Source organism: Pseudoalteromonas shioyasakiensis (assembly GCF_022398475.1).
Classification (GTDB): Bacteria; Pseudomonadota; Gammaproteobacteria; order Enterobacterales; family Alteromonadaceae; genus Pseudoalteromonas.
Genome location: NZ_JAKEVM010000046.1, coordinates 1 through 19959 on the forward strand (window position 1 = coordinate 1; position 19959 = coordinate 19959).

19 protein-coding genes are annotated in these 19959 nt (G+C 39.2%); 14 read left to right on the top strand and 5 right to left on the bottom strand.

Features of this window, described 5'->3' with window-relative positions:
• Positions 1–51 precede the first annotated feature (51 nt).
• A complete protein-coding gene (locus L1D51_RS10095; RefSeq protein WP_138534001.1) occupies positions 52–1284 on the top strand; it encodes a hypothetical protein in 1233 nt (410 codons plus the stop codon).
• Between the two features lie 152 nt (positions 1285–1436).
• Here the strand turns inward: L1D51_RS10095 and L1D51_RS10100 are convergent, their stop codons facing one another.
• On the bottom strand, positions 1437–1586 hold the full coding sequence (locus tag L1D51_RS10100; protein ID WP_167330986.1) for a hypothetical protein: 150 nt from the start codon (positions 1584–1586) through the stop codon (positions 1437–1439).
• Positions 1587–1845: 259 nt separating this feature from the next.
• Between L1D51_RS10100 and hsdR the strand changes: the two genes are divergently transcribed.
• From hsdR to L1D51_RS10140, 8 genes are all read left to right on the top strand, one after another.
• A complete protein-coding gene (hsdR, locus tag L1D51_RS10105; protein ID WP_138534000.1) occupies positions 1846–5370 on the top strand; it encodes a type I restriction-modification system endonuclease in 3525 nt (1174 codons plus the stop codon).
• Positions 5371–5485: 115 nt separating this feature from the next.
• Positions 5486–6565: a Fic family protein gene (locus tag L1D51_RS10110; RefSeq protein WP_239963597.1), complete on the top strand. Its 1080-nt coding sequence runs from the start codon at positions 5486–5488 to the stop codon at positions 6563–6565.
• Positions 6566–6592: 27 nt separating this feature from the next.
• A complete protein-coding gene (locus L1D51_RS10115; RefSeq protein ID WP_138533998.1) occupies positions 6593–8260 on the top strand; it encodes a class I SAM-dependent DNA methyltransferase in 1668 nt (555 codons plus the stop codon).
• On the top strand, positions 8253–9716 hold the full coding sequence (locus L1D51_RS10120; protein WP_138533997.1) for a restriction endonuclease subunit S: 1464 nt from the start codon (positions 8253–8255) through the stop codon (positions 9714–9716). Before L1D51_RS10115 ends, L1D51_RS10120 begins: the two co-directional genes overlap by 8 nt.
• Positions 9716–10009, top strand: a complete 294-nt coding sequence (locus tag L1D51_RS10125; protein WP_138533996.1) for a hypothetical protein — start codon at positions 9716–9718, stop codon at positions 10007–10009. Before L1D51_RS10120 ends, L1D51_RS10125 begins: the two co-directional genes overlap by 1 nt.
• A gap of 111 nt (positions 10010–10120) precedes the next feature.
• On the top strand, positions 10121–10771 hold the full coding sequence (locus L1D51_RS10130; RefSeq protein ID WP_283235326.1) for an MFS transporter: 651 nt from the start codon (positions 10121–10123) through the stop codon (positions 10769–10771).
• Positions 10772–11058: 287 nt separating this feature from the next.
• On the top strand, positions 11059–11307 hold the full coding sequence (locus L1D51_RS10135; protein WP_138533994.1) for a hypothetical protein: 249 nt from the start codon (positions 11059–11061) through the stop codon (positions 11305–11307).
• Between the two features lie 702 nt (positions 11308–12009).
• On the top strand, positions 12010–12204 hold the full coding sequence (locus tag L1D51_RS10140) for a hypothetical protein (RefSeq protein WP_138533993.1): 195 nt from the start codon (positions 12010–12012) through the stop codon (positions 12202–12204).
• Positions 12205–12395: 191 nt separating this feature from the next.
• Here the strand turns inward: L1D51_RS10140 and L1D51_RS10145 are convergent, their stop codons facing one another.
• Positions 12396–13277 (bottom strand): LysR substrate-binding domain-containing protein, encoded by an 882-nt coding sequence (locus tag L1D51_RS10145; RefSeq protein WP_138533992.1) that lies wholly within the window; start codon positions 13275–13277, stop codon positions 12396–12398.
• A 106-nt stretch (positions 13278–13383) separates the two neighbouring features.
• Here L1D51_RS10145 and L1D51_RS10150 point away from each other — a divergent pair, with 106 nt between their 5' ends.
• Complete coding sequence (locus L1D51_RS10150) at positions 13384–14448, top strand: YeiH family protein (protein ID WP_138533991.1); 1065 nt, start codon at positions 13384–13386, stop codon at positions 14446–14448.
• A gap of 198 nt (positions 14449–14646) precedes the next feature.
• Here the strand turns inward: L1D51_RS10150 and L1D51_RS10155 are convergent, their stop codons facing one another.
• The 3 genes from L1D51_RS10155 to L1D51_RS10165 form a co-directional block, all read right to left on the bottom strand.
• Complete coding sequence (locus L1D51_RS10155) at positions 14647–14949, bottom strand: hypothetical protein (RefSeq protein ID WP_036973954.1); 303 nt, start codon at positions 14947–14949, stop codon at positions 14647–14649.
• A gap of 230 nt (positions 14950–15179) precedes the next feature.
• Positions 15180–15872, bottom strand: a complete 693-nt coding sequence (locus L1D51_RS10160; RefSeq protein ID WP_202940884.1) for a hypothetical protein — start codon at positions 15870–15872, stop codon at positions 15180–15182.
• 15 nt (positions 15873–15887) lie between these two features.
• Positions 15888–16817, bottom strand: a complete 930-nt coding sequence (locus L1D51_RS10165; protein ID WP_202940883.1) for an IS1595 family transposase — start codon at positions 16815–16817, stop codon at positions 15888–15890.
• Between the two features lie 88 nt (positions 16818–16905).
• Between L1D51_RS10165 and L1D51_RS10170 the strand changes: the two genes are divergently transcribed.
• From L1D51_RS10170 to L1D51_RS10180, 4 genes are all read left to right on the top strand, one after another.
• Positions 16906–17328, top strand: coding sequence for a LexA family protein (locus L1D51_RS10170; RefSeq protein WP_036973999.1), 423 nt, complete (start codon positions 16906–16908; stop codon positions 17326–17328).
• Between the two features lie 2 nt (positions 17329–17330).
• The gene (locus L1D51_RS10175) at positions 17331–18611 is read left to right on the top strand and encodes a Y-family DNA polymerase (RefSeq protein ID WP_239963598.1); all 1281 of its coding nucleotides are present in this window, start codon (positions 17331–17333) and stop codon (positions 18609–18611) included.
• A 215-nt stretch (positions 18612–18826) separates the two neighbouring features.
• Complete coding sequence (locus L1D51_RS21740; RefSeq protein WP_275669152.1) at positions 18827–18949, top strand: hypothetical protein; 123 nt, start codon at positions 18827–18829, stop codon at positions 18947–18949.
• A 6-nt stretch (positions 18950–18955) separates the two neighbouring features.
• Positions 18956–19279: a hypothetical protein gene (locus tag L1D51_RS10180; protein WP_239963599.1), complete on the top strand. Its 324-nt coding sequence runs from the start codon at positions 18956–18958 to the stop codon at positions 19277–19279.
• The last annotated feature ends 680 nt before the right edge of the window (positions 19280–19959 follow it).

Below are 19959 nucleotides of genomic sequence, written 5' to 3' on the forward strand. Positions count from 1 at the left end.
TAAGTGAGTAAAGCTCTGAAGTTAACTTTCATGGCGAAATAAAGGACTAATATGCTCAAACCTAATGAAGGTAACAAATATGTTTTTAAAATAATTAACTTTAAAAGTGCTTACCTCCCATCATATGATGAAGTAGCTTATTTATTACATCTCCCAAATAACTTTCGAGGTATTATTGATTATGCTCAGTCATTTTATGAAGCTAAACTACCAGTAAGTAAAAGTTCTATTTCGACTTTATCAACTAAAGGCATAGGGAAGCCTACCTTCAAAAAAATTGAAAATTGGTTTTTGTCCTTGTCACCTAGTATTGTCCACATTTTTAACCCCAAACTTCTCAAGAAAAATTATAAAGCTGTAGTAGTTGGCTCAAATGCAAGCCATTTCTATTCGTGTGTTGATAGTTATAAATTCAGCCTTAGGGCTAATAAAAACGATAATGAATTAAACGTATTAATGGACTGGCTTGAAGAACGTTCTAATGCAGACTACTTACTGATGAGTGAAATTCATAGAAAGGCAAAATCAGAAATTATTGATAAGAATGATCCTAAGGATATTTGGCTATTACAAAAAACACATTGGCATGCACAAAGTTTAGTACCATCCAGACAGATCGAAGTTCTAGATGAGTTTTTTAAGTTAGATAAAAGAAGAGAAAACTATACATTCGATGAAGTATTAGCTATTGCAGGAGCATCTTACTATTTAACATTTGATTTCTACTTATCTGCAATTGCCAACTATGAAATAGGTCTTCAATTCTACTACGAGAGATTAGATGAAACCTGTAAAGATAAACAATACTCAAGTTTCTTTACTGGAGTACTGAATACATTGATTAAATCTGACGAAGTTAACAGCTGTTTCGATGCTGCACTTATAGAGCTAAAAAAATTTATATCATCGAAAATTAAATCAATTAGCTGGAGGCAGCTGGCAAGCTATATACCTATTGAAAACTCTCAATTAAATGACTCTGAAAGTTGCGAGCCCCTGAAAGATAGACAATACAAACAACTAAAAGATTGGCGCAACGGGAAGAACTTACCTTCTTTTCTAAAGTTAGAAAGGTTTGTAAGTGCAATTTGCGAGAAATTATGTGATTTAGATTCTTCAGCATTACTTGTGTACTTCAGGATTAGTCGAGGAATAGACACAAAAATACAAGTATGTTTTGAACAAACTGAAAGCGAAAAACTTATTCCTATTTTCAATGAGATTATTGGGCAATACCCTGCTTACTTTAAGTACTATTCAGAACGCGAGAATTCGGCCATCTAACTTCAAAATTAGACGGCCTTAGCTTTTGCAATTAATCGTCTAAGCGCTCTTCCCAGTCTTCAGGGCGCTCATCTTCACCTCGGCTTTGCCAATAAGCGTCATGCTCAGGGTTTAGCTGCTGTGAACGGTTGTCATCATCATGTTGGGCCATTTTATTTTTTCCCTTGTTGGTTTTTGTTTGCGGCTCTAGCTGCGCGAGCAGCAAAACCATTAGAATCAACGCCGCCACCATTTTGCTTAGCTTCATTTCTTTGAATACGGGCCAAAGCATCGGTAGTCATTGGGGTTTCTTTCTTCGTCATTATATTTCTCCTAAATAGGTTTATTGTTAGGTGCTCCTAACAACAGAGAGAATAATGCCAAACAAAATTGGCGCTGTGGTGGGGGGGAAAGAGTGTAAATTTAATTTTCTCTATGTATTTTTGTAAAACACACTAATCATAAGAAAGTTGAAAATCCGTCTATTAGTGATAATGTATTCAATATTCAGGCAACAGGGCTTGTGAACCTTTATATCTCATATACTTGGCTTGTTGTTTATCATTTAAATGGAGTTTATGAATGTCTGCGTCTAATGGAAATTTTGGGTTTTTAGCTGAACATGATCCATTATTCACTGAGCTTGCTTTATCCGCTGAGCGCTCTTTCGCCAGTGATCCAAATACCACATTAATAAAACTACGTCAGCTAGGCGAAGCATTAGCACAACATATTGCTGCATTGGCTGGTATTGAGTTTGATGAACAAACAACACAAGCTGACCTTTTATACAAAATTAATCGTGAATTACAATTAGAAAATGTTGTACGAGAGTTATTCCGCACTCTTAGGGTTGAAGGTAATAAAGCAACCCACCAATTTAAAACAAAGCATAAAGAAGCAATTAACGGCTTAGTAGTTGCCCGTAAATTAGCAATTTGGTTTCACCAGTCATTTGGTAAAGCTGGCCCAAAGTTTAAGCCTGGGCCATTTATTGCGCCTTCAGATCCGAGTGAACAGTTACGTAAACTTCAAAGTGAAATTGCTAACTTAAAGACTGACCTACAAAAAGCAAATCTTGATTTAAATTCAAGCCACCAGCTGAATGAGTTAATCGCCAAAGAAAAGCATGAATATGAGCAGTTAGCGTATGAAATGGACGAAGAGTCTAAATTATTAGCGCAACAAGCGGCCTCTCATGAACAAGCATTGCAGCAACAACAAAAAGAGTACGAAGCCAAAATAAAGGCACTGCAAATACAGCTAGCTTCACAAGATGAAAAGTCAAAAGCTAACCAACGTGAAAAGCTAAACAATAACACTCAAGCAGCAACTAAACATATCGTACTCGACGAAGCGTTAACTCGTATTTTAATAGATCAGCAATTAACAGAAGCAGGTTGGCAGGCTGATAGTGAAGAGCTTACTTATAAAAACGGCATTCGTCCTGAAAAAGGTAAAAATATCGCAATTGCTGAGTGGCCAACGCAATACAATGGCGAACGCGGCCGAGCCGATTACGTATTATTTGCAGGGTTAACACCCATAGCCGTGGTTGAAGCCAAAAAAGAAAACACCAATGTTGCAGGTAAAATTCGTCAAGCTGAGCGATACAGTAAAGGGCTAACAGTCAATCCACCGCTACTACCCGCTTGGGAATTGCAAGGTTTGACCATAGCATGGCCAGATGAAGCCGAAGGCCACTATAAAGTCCCATTTGTGTATTCTTGTAACGGTCGCCCTCATGTAAAACAACTCGCTGAACAATCAGGTATTTGGTTTCGTGATGTACGGGAGTGCTCAAATACAAAACGAGATTTAAGTAAATTCCACACGCCAACAGGTTTGCTTGATACCCTCAAGCGCAGCAAAAGCGAAGCACAAAAAAAATTAGATAAAGAGCCATTTGGCTACTTAAAGCTTAGGGAATACCAAAAAAATGCAATTAGTGCCGTTGAGCATGCACTTGCAAATAACGAACGTCGAGCATTACTTGCAATGGCTACGGGTACTGGTAAAACCCGCACAATCATCGGTTTAATGTACCGTTTTTTAAAAGCAGAACGCTTTAAACGCATTTTATTTTTAGTTGATAGAACCGCACTGGGCCAGCAAGCACTCGATGCCTTTAACGAAGCGCCACTAGAGCAAAATCATACTCTTTCAAAAATTTATAATGTCGCAGAACTTGGTGATATGGGTGCAGAGGCTGAAACGCGCGTACAAGTTGCTACCGTGCAAGCAATGGTTAAACGCATATTTATGAGTGATAACCCTCCTCCGCTCGATCAATTTGACTGTATCATTATCGACGAAGCACACCGAGGTTACACACTTGATCAAGAAATGACAGAGGGCGAACTTGCTACACGGGACGCTAGCCAATATTTATCTAGTTACCGACGCGTACTCGATTACTTCGATGCTGTGAAAATAGCGCTCACAGCAACCCCAGCCAAGCACACCAGTGAAATTTTTGGCAAACCGGTGTACACCTATTCTTACCGTGAGGCTGTTGCTGAAGATTGGCTTATCGATCATGAATCACCTATCCGTTATGAAACCTTACTAAGCCAAAATGGCATTCACTTTGATAAAGGTGATAAAGTCCAATCAATTAATACTCATACGGGGGAAATTGAATCTGCAGACCTGGATGATGAGCTTGATTTCGAGATTAATGCATTCAACCGCAAGGTTATTAACGAGAACTTCAACAAAGTTATTTGCGAACAACTTATTCAAGAACTCGATCCCTTTGGTGATGAAAAAACCATTATATTTTGTGCCCCCTCACAAAACGGCCTTCATGCCGATATGATGAAGCGATTACTTGATGGTGCATTTAAAGATCTATACAACGGTGAGTATAACCAAGCGGCTGTAGAAGTTATTAAAGGCGACTCAGATAAAGTCGACCAGAGAATTAGACAGTTTAAGAACGAACGCTACCCTAACATTGCCATAACCGTAGACTTGCTCACTACAGGTATTGACGTGCCTAAAGTCTGTAATCTTGTTTTCATGCGCCGAGTTAAATCACGCATTTTATACGAACAAATGATCGGCCGTGCTACTCGCCGCTGCGATGAAATAGGTAAAACCGTATTCCGTATCTACGACCCTGTCGATATTTATTCAGCTTTGGCTGAAGTGAACACCATGAAGCCTTTGGTTAAAGACCCTAATATAACCCTAGAACAGTTGGTGGATGAAATCACTAATCCAGAGCTATTAGAACAAGCTCTGAATACACCTGGCGACTCACCACAAGAAAGTCACGCCGATGTTGTACTCAGTCAGTTAAGCCAAAAGGTCATGCGGGTTTTACGTAAAGCAGAAAAAAAGGCAGAAACAAAGCCTGAACTAAAACAAAAACTAAACGAGCTTGAAAGCTTATGGGGAGTAGAGCCTAAAAACCTTCATACCCATTTACACCAACTAGGGCCAAAACAAGCTGCAAACTTTATCACCGAACATAGTGGTTTAATCCACCAGCTTGCACAGGTCAATACTTTATTGGGCAGTGAACACCAGCCCGTTATCTCTGAACATCATGATGAAATACGTGAAAGAACACAAAGCTGGGGCACACACAAAAAACCAGAGGATTACCTAGAGAGCTTTAATCAATTCGTTAAAGAGCAGTTAAACCAAAACATAGCCCTTGCGACTGTGGTAAGTAAACCACGCGACCTTTCTCGTGAGCAATTAACTGAAGTAAAACTATTACTTGATGGTGCAGGCTTCTCAGAGGCGAATTTACAAAGCGCGGTACGTAATCAAACCAATCAAGATATAGCAGCAAGTATTGTTGGTCACATTCGGCGCGCAGCCTTAGGCGAACCTCTTATCCCCTTTGAACAACGTGTTGCTCAAGCAATGTTACGTATATACCAAGCACATTCATGGACACCTAATCAGCGCAAATGGTTAGAGCGCCTTGCCAAACAACTTGTGCATGAAGTTATCGTCGACAGAGAGTTTGTTAATAACCGCTTTGATCAGCACGGTGGCGCGAAGCAATTTGACAAGGTGCTTAATAATCAATTAGATACTGTACTTGGTGAAATAAGTGAAGCTATTTGGCCTATTAAGAGCGCATAAAGTAACGTATATAAATAAATGGAATTACTATACATGTTATATAGGTTATGTATAATTTTATGAAAAATTTATACATAACAACGCTGACATGTATAAAAAAGGATAAAAGCTATCTATGTCGACCACTATAGAACCGTTACCGCTTGCGAATATTGAACAGTGGGAAACCCGCGCTGTTTTAAAAAAAACCGCCACTGCCCATCGCCATTTAGCTGAGTTAAAAGGCGTTGCAGCCAGCATACCTAATGAAGCCATATTAATTAACACACTCGCCCTACAAGAAGCAAAAGACAGCTCTGAGGTGGAAAACATCGTAACAACACACGATGAGCTCTATAAAGCGAACCTGTTTGAAGAAGCGGTCACTAACCCCGCAACTAAAGAAGTACAAGATTATGCCGTTGCTTTAAAGCAAGGGTTCGAAACAGCGCGTAAAAGCAAACTTATTCGTCTTGATGACATACTCGCAATACAAAAAAACCTAGAACATAACGATGCAGGTTTACGAAAGCTCCCTGGTACTGACCTAAAAAACGCACGCACTGGTGAAGTGGTTTACACGCCACCACAGCACGCTGATGAAATTACAAAGCTAATGGATAACCTTGTGCAGTTTATCAACAACGATGAACTATGCGATGCCGACCCTCTGGTAAAAATGGCTATTATTCATCACCAATTTGAAAGTATTCATCCCTTTTACGATGGCAACGGCCGTACAGGGCGTATTTTAAATATTTTATATTTGGTCACCAAAGATTTACTAAACTTGCCTGTACTTTACCTGAGCCGATTTGTAATTCAGAACAAAGCCGATTACTACGCTAACCTACAAGCAGTGCGCGATACCGGCAACTGGGAGCCTTGGTTAGAGTTTATGCTTGATGGTGTCATTGATACCGCGCAAAACACTATTTCACTTATCACCGCCATGAAAACCCTTATGGCAGAAGTAAAACACGGCATTAGAGCCCAACTTCCTAAAATTTACAGCCAAGATTTACTCAATAACCTATTTAACCACCCCTACACCAAAATAGACTTTATTGTTGAGGAACTCGGTGTCACTCGCATTACTGCCACCAAATACCTGGAGCAGCTGGTGGAACACGGCTTTTTAACCAAACAAAAAGTAGGCCGTGCTAATTACTACATTAACGAGCCTTTGTGCGCCCTACTGGTTGCCCACGGCTAACACCCTATTACTAATTTTGAGAACATCATGACTAATAACGACATCGTACAAAAACTTTGGAACTTATGTGACGTACTACGTGACGACGGCATTAACTACAGCGACTATGTAACAGAACTCGTACTGCTTCTTTTTATTAAAATGGTGCACGAAAACACCGAAGCAGGCGTGTTAAAAAAACACCCGCTGCCAGAGGGCTGCCGTTGGCAAGACATTAACGAAAAATCAGGTATCAACTTACTTAATGACTACAAAGCCATTTTGTTCGCGCTTTCAACGGGTAAACGTCTTGAAGCAGACCCAGAAAACCCTGGCCAAACCAAAGAGGTTCAGGTACATGAAGACCCATTGATCAGCGCTATTTATGCCGATGCACAAACCCGCCTACGTGAGCCGCGTCATTTAGAGCAAATGATTAAAACACTGGATCAAATTGATTGGTTTAGCGCGCAAAAAGACGGTCTGGGTGACTTATATGAAGGTTTATTAGAGAAAAACGCCAGCGAGACTAAATCTGGCGCGGGACAGTACTTTACACCACGTGCGCTCATAAACTCCATGATACGTTGCATCAAGCCAAAAACAGGCGAAGTAATACAAGACCCAGCAGCAGGCACCGCAGGTTTTTTGGTCGCAGCAGATCAATACATGCGCGAGCAAACTGACGACTATTTCGATTTAAGCCCCAAAGACGCCGAATACCAAAAGAATAAAGCCTTTGTAGGCATTGAGCTCGTACCCAACACCCGCCGCTTAGCACTCATGAATTGCTTACTCCATGGTATGGAAGGCGACGATGAAGGCGTGGTGCATTTAGGCAATGCGCTTGGAGATGCAGGTAAAGCACTAAAAAGCGCAGACATCATTTTAGCCAACCCGCCATTTGGTACTAGTAAAGGCGGTGAAGCTAGCAATACTCGTGACGATTTAACTCACAAAACAGGCAACAAACAACTGGCATTTTTACAGCATATTTACCGCAACCTCAAACCTGGCGGCCGTGCTGCCGTAGTGCTGCCTGATAACGTATTGTTTGAAGCGGGTGTTGGCACAGAGGTGCGCCGCGATTTAATGAACAAGTGTAACCTGCACACCATATTGCGTTTACCTACAGGTATTTTTTATGCCCAAGGCGTAAAGACCAACGTGCTATTTTTTACCAAAGGTTCTGCCACCGACAAACACCAAGAAGAAAACTGCACCGACAACGTCTGGGTGTATGACTTACGCACCAACATGCCAAGTTTTGGTAAACGTACACCTTTTGGTAACTCCGAAATTGGCTTTGCAGCAGAAGACTTTGGTAAAGACCCTCACTTAGGTGCATTTGAAAAAGCATTTGATCCTGTAGGTCGTGATTTATCGCGACAACCAGATATAGCCACTATACTTGCGGCCCGAACCCAAGGCGAATACAGCTTTGGTGCAGAAGAAATCGCCGTAGATAAAGAAGCTACCGCAGAAAATAAAGGCGTTGACAATAAACTCGCACATAGCCGCTGGCGCTGTTTTACTCGCCAGTGGATTAGTGACACCAAAGGCGACTCACTCGATATCAGTTGGCTAAAAGACAAAGACAGTGTCGATGCCGCCGACCTACCAGCACCCGAAGTGTTGGCTAAAGAAGCCAAAGCAGGGTTAACCAGTGCGCTGGTGGAGTTGGATGAGTTATTAGCGGAGCTGGCAGATGACTAATTCTATTGTAGGCGAATGGTACACTGTTACTCTTGGCGATATTGTTGACTATGGTAAAGCCGAAAAATGCCGCCTTGAAGATGTGAGCCCTTCAACTTGGGTATTGGAGCTTGAAGATATACAAAAGGAATCTTCAAAGCTAATAAAAAGGGTTGATGCAGCAGAAAGACAGTTTAAAAGTACGAAGAATAAATTTAAATCAGGAGATGTGCTCTACGGTAAGCTACGTCCATACTTAAATAAGGTAATTATTGCTGATCAAGAGGGCGTTGCAACTACAGAAGTTATTCCGATGGATGCGAGTCCACATGTCGATAATAGATACCTCTTGTATTGGTTAAAAGGAGATAAGTTTTTATCTTATGTGAATGAAGTAAGTTATGGTGTGAATATGCCGCGGCTTGGAACAAAAGATGGTAAAGCAGCTCCCTTCGTTCTTCCCCCAATCGCCGAGCAGAAGGTCATTGCTGAAAAACTGGATAAATTATTCGTGAAAGTCGACAGTATTAAAACCCACCTCGACACCATCCCCGACACCCTAAAACGCTTCCGCCAATCCGTCCTCACCACAGCTGTAAGTGGTAAGCTGACTGAAGAGTGGCGTTTGGAGCATCACGCTCCTGAATCTATAAACTTCACTGAAGAAACTAAGGAAGAGAGGCTTCATAAAGGAATTAAAGAAGGGAAACTGGCCAAAGAAGCAAATGTGCTAAGTGTCCCATATGAAATACCTGAAAGTTGGGACTGGGTACGACTTGGACATTTGGCACTTAAAATAACAGATGGAGCACATAACACACCAAAAGTATTGGAAAGCGGCTTTCCATATTTAATGGCAAAGGATTTAACTAGTGGTCAATTGAATTTCTCGGAAAACCGTTTCGTATCCGAAGGTGTTCACAGAGAATTATATAACAAGTGTAAACCTGAGGTCGGTGATTTATTAGTTGTAAATATTGGTGCAGGGACAGGAAATAATGTCTTGATTGATGTAGGCTTTGAATTCAGTTTCAAAAACATCGCTATTGTAAAGAGACCTAATTATATAGCACCTAGTTACTTACAGTACTATTTTGAATCTGCAAAACAACGAATATTTCAAGATCAAGCTAAAGGTGGAGCTCAGCCATTCTTGAGTTTGACTATGCTCAATGACGTTCCTTTTGCACTTCCTCCTCAGAGCGAACAAGCCGAAATAGTCCACCGTGTTGACAAACTCTTCGCCTATGCCAATAAAGTCGAAGCGGAAGTAAACGCCGCCCAGGAGCGGGTTAACAAACTCACACAATCGATCCTCGCCAAAGCCTTCCGTGGTGAACTCACCGCCAAATGGCGAGAGCAAAACCCTGAGCTTATCAGCGGTGAAAACTCTGCAGAAGCATTGCTAGCAAAGGTTAAAGCAGAACGAAAAAAGCTGAAGCCAAAAAAGAACACTCGCACAAGAAAAAAAGTGTAATGCGCTTACTATCACTGAGATTAGATGGACAATATAAAGGACTAATAGATCGCCTCTTTAACTTTGAAAGTACCACAGATAATGTGATTGCATTTATTGGATTAAACGGTTCAGGGAAATCTCAGTTGCTAGAGCTGATCGCTGAATGCTTTGCATACTTAGAAAAATTACAGCTAGATGACTTCAAAAATAAGGGTCATCTAGCTTTTGATTTCACTCTTATTTACAGCATGAAAGGTTATTTTAATCAATCACCATTTGACAAAACAACTGTATTTGGTCAAAAGCAATAGCATTAATGTTTGCAGGGCTTACTATTGCTATGGTTATAGGTGTGCCACAAGGTAGCTTTATTGGTAACATGGCTGGATGGCAATGGCCATTTCTAGCCGTATTTGTCTTAGATTGCCACAAACCAGCTTTTACCTACACAAGCCTCATCACCAAAATCATCAGTTCAGACACAATTAAGTGCACTAACAAATTCACGTGTTTTAGCCATGACGCTGGTAACTATTTTAGGGTTTGGTGCTTCCTTTACAGCGTTTACTTATATAACCCCAATAATGGTAGAAGTAACTGGCTTTAATGAGCAAACAGCGAGCATACTACTTTTGGTTTTCGGGGGAGCTACCTTTATTGGAAATCTTGCTGGAGAAAATACATCAGTTCGCTTTGGCTGGCATAAAACACTGCAGGGAAATTTTGGTGCTCTTGCATTGATGTTTATAGTATTGCTCTTCGCAATGCAACAAAAGTGGTCTATGGCCCCCGCATTATTTGTATGGGGACTGTTAGCTTTTTCACTTTCTCCTTCACTACAAACCGGAATGTTAAAAATAGCTTCGACACATACACCAAAAGCTGTGAACTTTACTTCTGCACTCAATATTGCTTCATTTAATTTTGGTATTGCCTTGGGTGAATATTCTGGAGGAAGCCTTGTTGCTATAGGTAAACTGTCAGACACGCCTATTGCAGGAGTTGTTATGGTTGCATTAGCTATATTACCACTCGCTTATATAAGCAAACAGAAGGACAACACGAGCCCTTAACTAATAAAAAAGGCTTCTCTATTATGTTTTGTAGCTAGATTTAAGTCTTTGTTATCTATTGCTTAATTAACGATCAGCATTATAAAAATTATGATGCTGATTGTATTGCTCTTTCAATAAAGGCCTATTTATCAACCAGCAAAGTAGTCAAAGTTAAGCGTAAGAGCGTCGGTGAGATAGAGAGCAAATCACTGCTTTAACACAAATTACCAAACGTTAATCTTGCTAAAAAACAAAAAGAAGCCTTAAATTGTCTAGTAAGGATTAATAACAGATTGGAGAAAACAATGGCAATAAATCAAGTCTTAATTAGAAAAAAAGCAGAACAAAATCTAAGTAACATTCCCGTACACCCACTGGACGCACTAATGGAGTCTCCAATTAATCGTTCAATTATTACTGTTGAACAGTGGGTTGGAAGCCGATGTTTATCGACATTTAGAGAGAAGTGGAACAAAGAAAAAGAACAGCTCAAGTCTTGTGACAAAAATTTTATAACGTACTGCATTACTGAAAAGAAATTTGCAGATTTTTGATTACAATCTATGTCACCTTATCTGAGCATAAGTTTAACTTGATAAAACATACTGTGTAAGTTTGGCTTAATTTCCAACTGTCTTTGCACCCTCTTTTATCTTTTAACAGAAAGCCATTAAAGGTGAAATTTAAGATATTTAATAAATAGAACATTAAAATAAACAAGCTGTAGTATTAGCGGTGACAGTCAATTATTGAGGATTTTATAACTAACGGTTTGAGCATCAGTGATGCAGAAGTTATGGCAAAAACGAGCTTGCTAATTTTAATGAAAAAATCCCAGCCCATGATCTGTCCGTTGAGGCCACCCAGAAATCGGTTTGTTCGAACTAAAAGAAGTCGACAAAGACCTGGACTCTCACCGTATGAAATATTATGAAAAGGTTTAAGAAAACTAACGACAATGAGATGCAAAACAAGGACTTACTACGAGTTACTTTTTGATATAACTATTTACTAATTTTCATCGCTATATCATAGGGTTATTGAATCCCCCATACCTCTGATGCATGAATCATTATACATTTCAGAACGTTAAATTTTACGTTCAAGGTAGCACAGGGTAATTTCTGTTAGTAGGTGTTTACTTAGGTAGCTTTTAAAAATGGTGGCCCCTCCCAGACTTAAACTGTTATGTGGGGACCTAACGATTATGAGTCGTTAATTGATATTTTAAGGTTTAAATCGACTGGAGTATTATAATGATTGTTGAACGCCACTTTAACTTTTTTGAAATTAAGGCTTATGTAAGTATAAATGCTAAGAAAGCCCTAGACTGGCTCGCAATGTATAACTCAGCAATGAGTGAAGATAATTCCAATTATAATCCCCATGCACAGCGACCATTCTCGTTCTGGGCTGATCTTTGCCCTGAAATTTCATACATTAATCAATAAGCTTTTTAAAATTTGACGATTGAATTTCTCATAGAAAATTAATGCGTCAGCTCCGTGCTTTAGATTCCTTTGGGAAGAACTTGAGGATAGACTAACTATTCAACCATTCTTTTGAAAGATACCTAACCTACGAAAATGGTTTGAGTGAACTAAAAGTAGTGAAGAAACTAAACTTGCGGATGCACTTGAAGCTAAACTTCTGAAAATAAAATTCTTTTTAATGCCTCGGCAGAATGTGAAGAAGATCTACCTCGGCATTGTAACTGATATAGAGGCCTAGATAGCATTTCACCTTTAACTTGACTCAAGCGCTTTAACTTTTTTAGTTGCACTAAATCTTCTGTGACCACATTTGGCAATATGGCTATTCCCATTCCTTGTGCGACTGAGCGAGCTATAGCTTCATTACTCCCTAGTTGCATACTATTACTAACTTTTATACCTTGTTTTTCTAACATTTTAACTGACATTTCACGTGTTCCAGAGCCTGGCTCACGGAGTAACCAAAACTGTTGGTTAAGCCATTCATTTAAATTAGGGCTAGGCTTAAAATGAGGTGGGGTAACGACACTCATCAAATCATCTTGCCAGTGTCTAGGTACTATCTTTTTTTCTGTTGGTGTCCCTTCAACTAGAGCCAAGTCAATAGAGCACTCAAGCAACGCATGTTCAATTTTTTCCGTATTTTCGACCTTCACTTCAACTTTTATATTTGGGTAAGCACTACAGAACCTGGCTAAGTAAGGTGGTAACCAATAACTTGCAATTGTAGTGCTAGTACCAATGACAATTGTGCCACGCTTTAGTCCGGTACGTGACTTTATATCGTCTATTGCCGTCTTTTCAATAGCAAAAATATTACGAGCATGTTCATATAAAGCAACTCCGCCCTCAGTTAATGCGAGTTTTCTCCCTTTGGTGGCACGTTCGATAAGTTTAAGACTTAATTGATGCTCTAGCTCTTTTAACGCTTTAGATACCGCTGGCTGACTAATGAAAAGAGTTTCTGCCGCACCCGAGAAGCTTTGCAATTTCGCTACAGTATAAAAGACTCTCAATGCGTTCAAGTTCATAAGATAACCTTAAGTTATTAAATCATAAAATTAATGTATTGGAGTTATATTTTGGGTCTTTCTAAAATGCAGTCAAGTAAATAAAGCAATTTATTGAAGGACGTTTATGTTGTTCTATACGCGGTGTCTATTTAAATCCCAAACAAAAAAACTCACAGATAGTCGATGGTGGTTGGGCCTAATGTTGGTAATTACATTAGCAAGTATATCAATAGCCCTAAGTAAACTTTCCGTTTTGCAAAATGCACAAGTTAGCTCACTTACTATTGGAATTATCCTCGGCATCATAGTAGGAAACAGTTTGTTTTCCCGTATCGCAACTCATACTGATATTGGAGTAGACTACGCAAAAAGCTTCTTACTTAAAGCTGGCATCATTTTATTTGGCTTTAAAATTACATTCTCACAAATAACAGAAATTGGTTGGTTAGGGCTAGTTATTGATTTAGCCATATTACTAGGTACATTTATCCTAGCAATTCAGTTAGGTAAACGTTTATTTAAACTTGATGAGCAAACAACTATTCTTATTGGTGCTGGGAGCTCTATTTGTGGTGCTGCAGCAATAATGGCAACAGAACCAGTTATTAAAGCACAAGCACATAAAGTATCTATTGCGGTCGCAACAGTCGTTGTATTTGGAACCCTAAGTATGTTTACTTACCCCTTAATGTTTGAATATATAGGGTTGAGTGAATACGAATACGGTATTTTTGTTGGTTCAACCATTCATGAAGTAGCTCAGGTAGTTGCTGCGGGTACCGCTATTAGTGCAAATGCAGCCGACACGGCAGTAATTGAAAAAATGTTAAGGGTAATGATGCTTGCCCCATTTTTGTTTGGTTTATCATATTGGCAAAAACGAAAGGATACAAAGAAAAACTATAACTTAGAAAAATCTTCAGGCCTATCAATTCCTTGGTTTGCGGTTTACTTCATTTTAGTAAGTGGATGTAATTCACTAATTAACCTATCTCAGAGTACAACAAACAATATTGTGTGGTTTGATAATATATTACTCACTATCGCCATGGTGGCATTGGGACTACGAACTCACATTGGGGCAATTCGTCAAGCTGGAATAAGACCCCTACTTTTGGGAAGTTGTTTGTTTATATTTTTAACGTTAGGCGGTTTCGGAATTAACACTGGAGTAAAAGCACTTTTATAGTTGGGTTCAACTACAGGCGAATCGTTAAAAGTGCAAAATATGATTAGTCTGATCTTGCTTCCTAATCGTTAGCGAGTAGACGTGAAATCTCTCTCAAATACAGTAATAAAAATTTACTACATGATTTTTTAAGAGGAGCGCTTGACCGCACCTGCGAAGGCAAAATTTAGCGGTCAAGCGATAAACTGTTATGAATGTTTATGGTTGAGAATTCAGCTCAATTGGAGAGAAAAAATCAGAAATAGGAGGTTTAGCTGTTTCATTGGGCCAAAGTATATTCTCTACTTGTTTGCTCTGCTCCCAATGAACAAAGTCAGGAGCTTTGTCTATTTTCGCCTTTTTAATATTGGCACCAGAAGCGCTACTCAAATTATCAGCAACACTTTCAACAAAAGATAACACGTTTGGCTCATCAGTTGCTGCATTATAGTATGCAATCAAAACCCCATTGAAGAAAACAGCTTTATCACCGTCTTCCGCAGAAATTGAACATAAATCCATAGTTACTCCAGCTCATATATTTTTGCCAAAGCTATCATATGCATTAAATCGCGCCTGATTCTGGGAAAAAGGTTTAAATTTAACTAATAATTGATGAAATCACATAGACCGCGAGCCTAAAAGAAACTTCTTGGTTGTAATGTGGAATATTCACATCTAAAATTACTGTTTATTTGTGGCTCTGATCCATTTCTGTGTTGATATAATAAAATTTCAATATTAATCAACACTTAAAAGAATTCGTTAAAAACGTCCTCAAACTGTTCGCCATTGTTCAATCTTTCTAAGGCTCTGTACATGTCCTTTGGGTTCATCGGCTCCACAGCAATTAGTGATGCTTGATAATACTTTACATTGGTGTTTGGGAAGTCACTAAGGTAAAACACCGACTTAATCTTAGCTACGTCATCACTTGTCACATCAATGTTTTCTAATAAAAATGGCTTTCGGTAATCTGCTTTGATCCCTGTACCTTCAATGAACCAAGCAGGTAATTGAGTTAGTTCAACAAACAGGTTTGTTCTGTGTCTGACTTCTGCATGAACAAGTTCATGGGCTATAACATCAATGTTTAGTCCTTTGGGACCGAGGAATATACATTCTCTAAATAAACCAGAATTTTGCATACCTGTGGGGTTAAATCCGAACTTTGCATAGTTTGTCTCGGCTGTAGCAATGATTCTAGGGTTGGAAGTTGGAGTGCCATAGATATCCGAAACCCTTTTAGCAGCCGCTTGTACAGCATTTGATAGTTCTACTAGCTTTAGGCTGTCGATACTTTGGTCAACATATAAATTAGGTGACACTTCATTGAAGTGTGATACCTCTATCAGTTCGCAAGCAATGGCATCTTTTTTAAAGTAACCAAATGAAGCTATAAAAAACGTAATAAAAACAACGGTCAATATCTTAAGTATCTTCATTAAAATTCCAAATATTTATAGTGCTAAAACAACCCAGCTATCATCTTCTTGTGATTGCTCCATTTGCCTAAACCAAGCGATGTAGTTGTCAAGGTAATCTGTGCCAACCCCATTAAATTGCCTTAGCCACTGTTTCCAGCGCATCATCCAATTGTTTAGTGTTTGTATGTGATAGATGCCATCTATAACTCGTTGATTATCAATAGCTATAAGGCGTTTATGATCAAGCTCAAAAGGAAGGTTTTTAACGATGGTTTGATATGACAAATTGCCATCGGTACACAATACACTCTCAGGCGTTAATACTGGTGCTAGTGATTTCTCTAGCTCTTCTCTTGTGTTTCTTTGCAAGACGCAGTGAGTTACAGCTCCGTTGCGATCTAATGCAAGCATAACTGGTACTTTAGGTATGTCATGGCTCTTAACACCACGCTTACGTGAAGGTCTTTCCAACTGGCGTTTACCCTTAAACGACTCGTTGATAAAGGTTTCATCGGCTTCAATGATCCCATGAAGCTCTGAAGGCTTTCTTTGTCTTGGTTTAGATAATAACTGATGTCGCCAACGCCAAGCGGTTTTAACATTAATCCCTAGTTCACTTGCTGCTTCTCTGATCTTGGCTGTAAACCACATGCCTTCTGAATACTGGTGCCATTTATCTTGTTTTTTCATACCAGATAATGGCGTACCAGTAAGTGAATTAAAAGTTCGACCACAAGCTTTGCATTTATATCTCTGCTGTCCTCGTGCTGTTGTTCCGTATTTTGTAAACTCTTGGCTACCACAATGGGCACATTCGGCTACGCCTTCCTCATGCACAGCAATAGCTTTACCTACATGATTCGAAGAAATCATGTCTTCGATGTGTTGTCGGAGGCGTTTCAACTGAACAAAAGTTAGCTCTTCTAATGTAGTTTGAAGATTGGCAAACTGAGTGTTATTCATAGACGCTCCTAACATGATTTGATCTTCTTAGTATAACAAACCAACACAGAAATGGATCAGAGCCTTATTTGTACAGTATTTTGTGATTATGCTTAGCAAACTTACCCCTTCAACCACAGAATTACCTATTGCAGACTTTTCAGTTGCTGCAGGTTTCCCCAATCCATGCGAAGATCACCTATCCGACTCAATCAGTTTAGATGAGCTCCTAATTAAGCGCCCTAGTAGTACATTCCTATTCAGGGTGTCAGGCAACAGCATGTCCCCAGACATTACTGACGGCTCGATAATAGTTGTAGATAGGTCAGTAACAATTAAAACTGGACGAATCGTATTAGCTACATTAGACAACGAATTTGTTGTGAAAGAACTACAATTAAAAAACAACAAAGCCGTTTTTATTAGTAAAAACCCCGACTTCGAGCCAATTGAAATTGATATCGATGAAAACAATGACTGGGATACTCATGTAGTCTGGGGCGTTGTCACTGGTTTAATCAAGATATTTTAATTATGTGGGTTCTTTGCGACATCAATGCTGCTTACGTTTCGTTTTGCCAACTCTTTAACCCCCAATACGACTTTGATAAAACCCCTCTTGGCGTTCTTAGTTCTAACCAGGGCAATGTTGTAGCTCGAAATCAAGCTATCAAAGATTTAGGTATCAAAATGGGAGAGCCAGCATTTAAAGTTAAACAACTGGTGGCTGCGCATGGTGGTCACTTGTGGGGGAGTAATTTCACGCTGTTTGGTGATTTGAGTAACCGTTTTCATACCGAGTTAGAGTACTTCCTATTCGATACAATACGATACTCTGTTGATGAATGCTTTGGGCGCATCGATATAAACTTTACAAAAGATATAAAAGACTACGCACACACCATACAGAGGACACTTAAGAGGAACTTAGGTATTAGTTGTGGCTTGGGTATATCTCAGACAATGACACTAGCGAAACTTGGAAGTCACTGCGCCAAAAAGAAAGAGTGGAAAGAACACACCAATGGTGTGGTTGTATTAGATTCACAATACAAAATTGATTGGGCTCTCAAACATACTCCTGTAGAGGATATTTGGGGGGTTGGAAATAGAACTACTAAAAAGCTAAATAAATTTGGAATCTATACGGGATATGACCTTAAAAATGCCGACATTAGTTGGATCAAAAAAACGTTCACAGTTGTTCTTGCCCGTACTGTGGAAGAGTTACGAGGAAAATCTGCGGTTGAATTGAAAGATGTAAACGACTCTCGCGATAGAATTTGCGTATCTCAGAGTATGGGAAAACCGGTGATAGAGCTTACGGAGCTTTCTGAAGCTGTTACAGCACATGCAACAAAGGCTGCGTTTAAACTTCGTCGATTTAAATCTTACACATCAGCAATAACAATATTCATCCACACAGATTCATTTAGACAGGCAGAGCCGCAGTATCATAAGTCACAATCAATTAAACTACCCTACCCCACCGCGGATACATCAACACTGGTGTCTTATGCAAGCTTTGCATTAAAAGCTATTTATAAGAAGGGGTTTAAATACAAAAAAGCTGGCGTTATTTTTGAAGAACTTTCATTACACGATGATACGCAACAACTTGAACTGTTATCTGAGACTTTACCACTGAATATTAGCTCAAAAACGTTGGTCATTGATGAGATAAATAGAAAATTTGGACGTAGTGCAATAAAGCTCGCAAGTGAAGGGTTCTCTCAGTCTTGGCGGCCTAAAGATGATTTAGCACCTTTGAGTTATACAACAAAACTTTCAGATTTACCTATTGCGAAAGCATAAAGATTATTTAGAAGAACCCTACCAAGGTATAAACCCCAGAGTAAATAAAATAACCCAACCCAATTGAAAGAATGGTAATGTTAAAAACCAACATGAATAGCTTAAAATTATGCGATAAATCGGGCACTTCCATGATGCACCTACAGTGTTTTTTAATGTTATTAAATTATGTATAGCAGACTATCATAAATAATTCCTTAAATTAAGGTACAAACATGCACAAAATACCGGTCCCCTTTGGTATTAATAACTCAGGCCATTTAATTGCAGCTCAATCGATTCAAGTGGGCGGAACCTATACTTGTCCATATTGTGGTGAAGCGCTTAAATGTGATTAATCTTCTATGCAAAATAAGATGCTCATCCACCCAGAAACTAATAACTGCATCAGCCTAAGTGATAGCTATAAGAAAGCCAAAAAACTAATTAAAGATGTCATCTTAGAAAACAAAAAAGCTGAGACAACAATACAGATCCATCAAAATTGCTATCAATGCCTCAAAGAAATACAAAGAGATATAAAATATTGTACATTTGAAGGGATTCAAACTGATTATTACTACCATGACTCAGTATGTGATGTGATTGGGCAATTTAGCTATAAAGGACAGTCAATCTATTTGGGCATCGAAATTGTATCTGAACAAGAGCAAGACTGGAGACCATAAAGCATTTCAAATGGTTCGGCATTAAGAAGCTGGATCAAACTAAAAGCCTCTGACGTTCTTAAAGATCCATACAATTGGCGACCTCTAAACTCAAAGTTATCACCAAGGCTTTGCCAATCATGCAGCAATACCAGCAAGAAAGGCTCTAAAATAATTGCTGTTGCAGATAAGTACTCAATTCCTAGAGAGCTGTACACAACTGCTCGCAAATCCCCAGATAAGCCGTTCATAGCCGACATTGAAACTTGCTATAGATGTTCAGAAGTAATCCCCGTATTTTGGTGGTTAGGGACGCCATTTTGCGAAGATGCACCACCATTTCCGCGCCCTTATACAATTGAGCTAAGATTTTCCAAGCAATACGGCGATAAATACTGGGCAAACACTTGCCCTAACTGTAAATCAATACAAGGTGATAACCATCTCCATGTATTTGAAACAGCGCAATTCAAAGATTTACTATCACCTAAAGTTAAAAACAGGGAGTCTAATGCTATTAGCGTGCTCATGGAGCGTACCAAGATATTCTATTAATGCGCTAGCTATGGGCGCAGCGCTTCACTAATGAAAGGCATTAGTAGGAAGCGTATAGCCGCGTATTCACACACTAAATAAAGCAGCCCTAAAGCCAGGCTAAAGTTAAAGCATAAAATTATGAATATAATCGCGGTGAGTAAGAG

What these genes read in the sequence shown, in the direction of transcription:
- L1D51_RS10095 (WP_138534001.1), top strand. Translation starts at nt 52, where the DNA reads ATGCTCAAACCTAATGAAGGTAACAAATATGTTTTTAAAATAATTAAC.
- L1D51_RS10100 (WP_167330986.1), bottom strand. Translation starts at nt 1,586, where the DNA reads ATGACGAAGAAAGAAACCCCAATGACTACCGATGCTTTGGCCCGTATT.
- hsdR (WP_138534000.1), top strand. Translation starts at nt 1,846, where the DNA reads ATGTCTGCGTCTAATGGAAATTTTGGGTTTTTAGCTGAACATGATCCA.
- L1D51_RS10110 (WP_239963597.1), top strand. Translation starts at nt 5,486, where the DNA reads ATGTCGACCACTATAGAACCGTTACCGCTTGCGAATATTGAACAGTGG.
- L1D51_RS10115 (WP_138533998.1), top strand. Translation starts at nt 6,593, where the DNA reads ATGACTAATAACGACATCGTACAAAAACTTTGGAACTTATGTGACGTA.
- L1D51_RS10120 (WP_138533997.1), top strand. Translation starts at nt 8,253, where the DNA reads ATGACTAATTCTATTGTAGGCGAATGGTACACTGTTACTCTTGGCGAT.
- L1D51_RS10125 (WP_138533996.1), top strand. Translation starts at nt 9,716, where the DNA reads ATGCGCTTACTATCACTGAGATTAGATGGACAATATAAAGGACTAATA.
- L1D51_RS10135 (WP_138533994.1), top strand. Translation starts at nt 11,059, where the DNA reads ATGGCAATAAATCAAGTCTTAATTAGAAAAAAAGCAGAACAAAATCTA.
- L1D51_RS10140 (WP_138533993.1), top strand. Translation starts at nt 12,010, where the DNA reads ATGATTGTTGAACGCCACTTTAACTTTTTTGAAATTAAGGCTTATGTA.
- L1D51_RS10145 (WP_138533992.1), bottom strand. Translation starts at nt 13,277, where the DNA reads ATGAACTTGAACGCATTGAGAGTCTTTTATACTGTAGCGAAATTGCAA.
- L1D51_RS10150 (WP_138533991.1), top strand. Translation starts at nt 13,384, where the DNA reads ATGTTGTTCTATACGCGGTGTCTATTTAAATCCCAAACAAAAAAACTC.
- L1D51_RS10155 (WP_036973954.1), bottom strand. Translation starts at nt 14,949, where the DNA reads ATGGATTTATGTTCAATTTCTGCGGAAGACGGTGATAAAGCTGTTTTC.
- L1D51_RS10160 (WP_202940884.1), bottom strand. Translation starts at nt 15,872, where the DNA reads ATGAAGATACTTAAGATATTGACCGTTGTTTTTATTACGTTTTTTATA.
- L1D51_RS10165 (WP_202940883.1), bottom strand. Translation starts at nt 16,817, where the DNA reads ATGAATAACACTCAGTTTGCCAATCTTCAAACTACATTAGAAGAGCTA.
- L1D51_RS10170 (WP_036973999.1), top strand. Translation starts at nt 16,906, where the DNA reads ATGCTTAGCAAACTTACCCCTTCAACCACAGAATTACCTATTGCAGAC.
- L1D51_RS10175 (WP_239963598.1), top strand. Translation starts at nt 17,331, where the DNA reads ATGTGGGTTCTTTGCGACATCAATGCTGCTTACGTTTCGTTTTGCCAA.
- L1D51_RS21740 (WP_275669152.1), top strand. Translation starts at nt 18,827, where the DNA reads ATGCACAAAATACCGGTCCCCTTTGGTATTAATAACTCAGGCCATTTA.
- L1D51_RS10180 (WP_239963599.1), top strand. Translation starts at nt 18,956, where the DNA reads ATGCAAAATAAGATGCTCATCCACCCAGAAACTAATAACTGCATCAGC.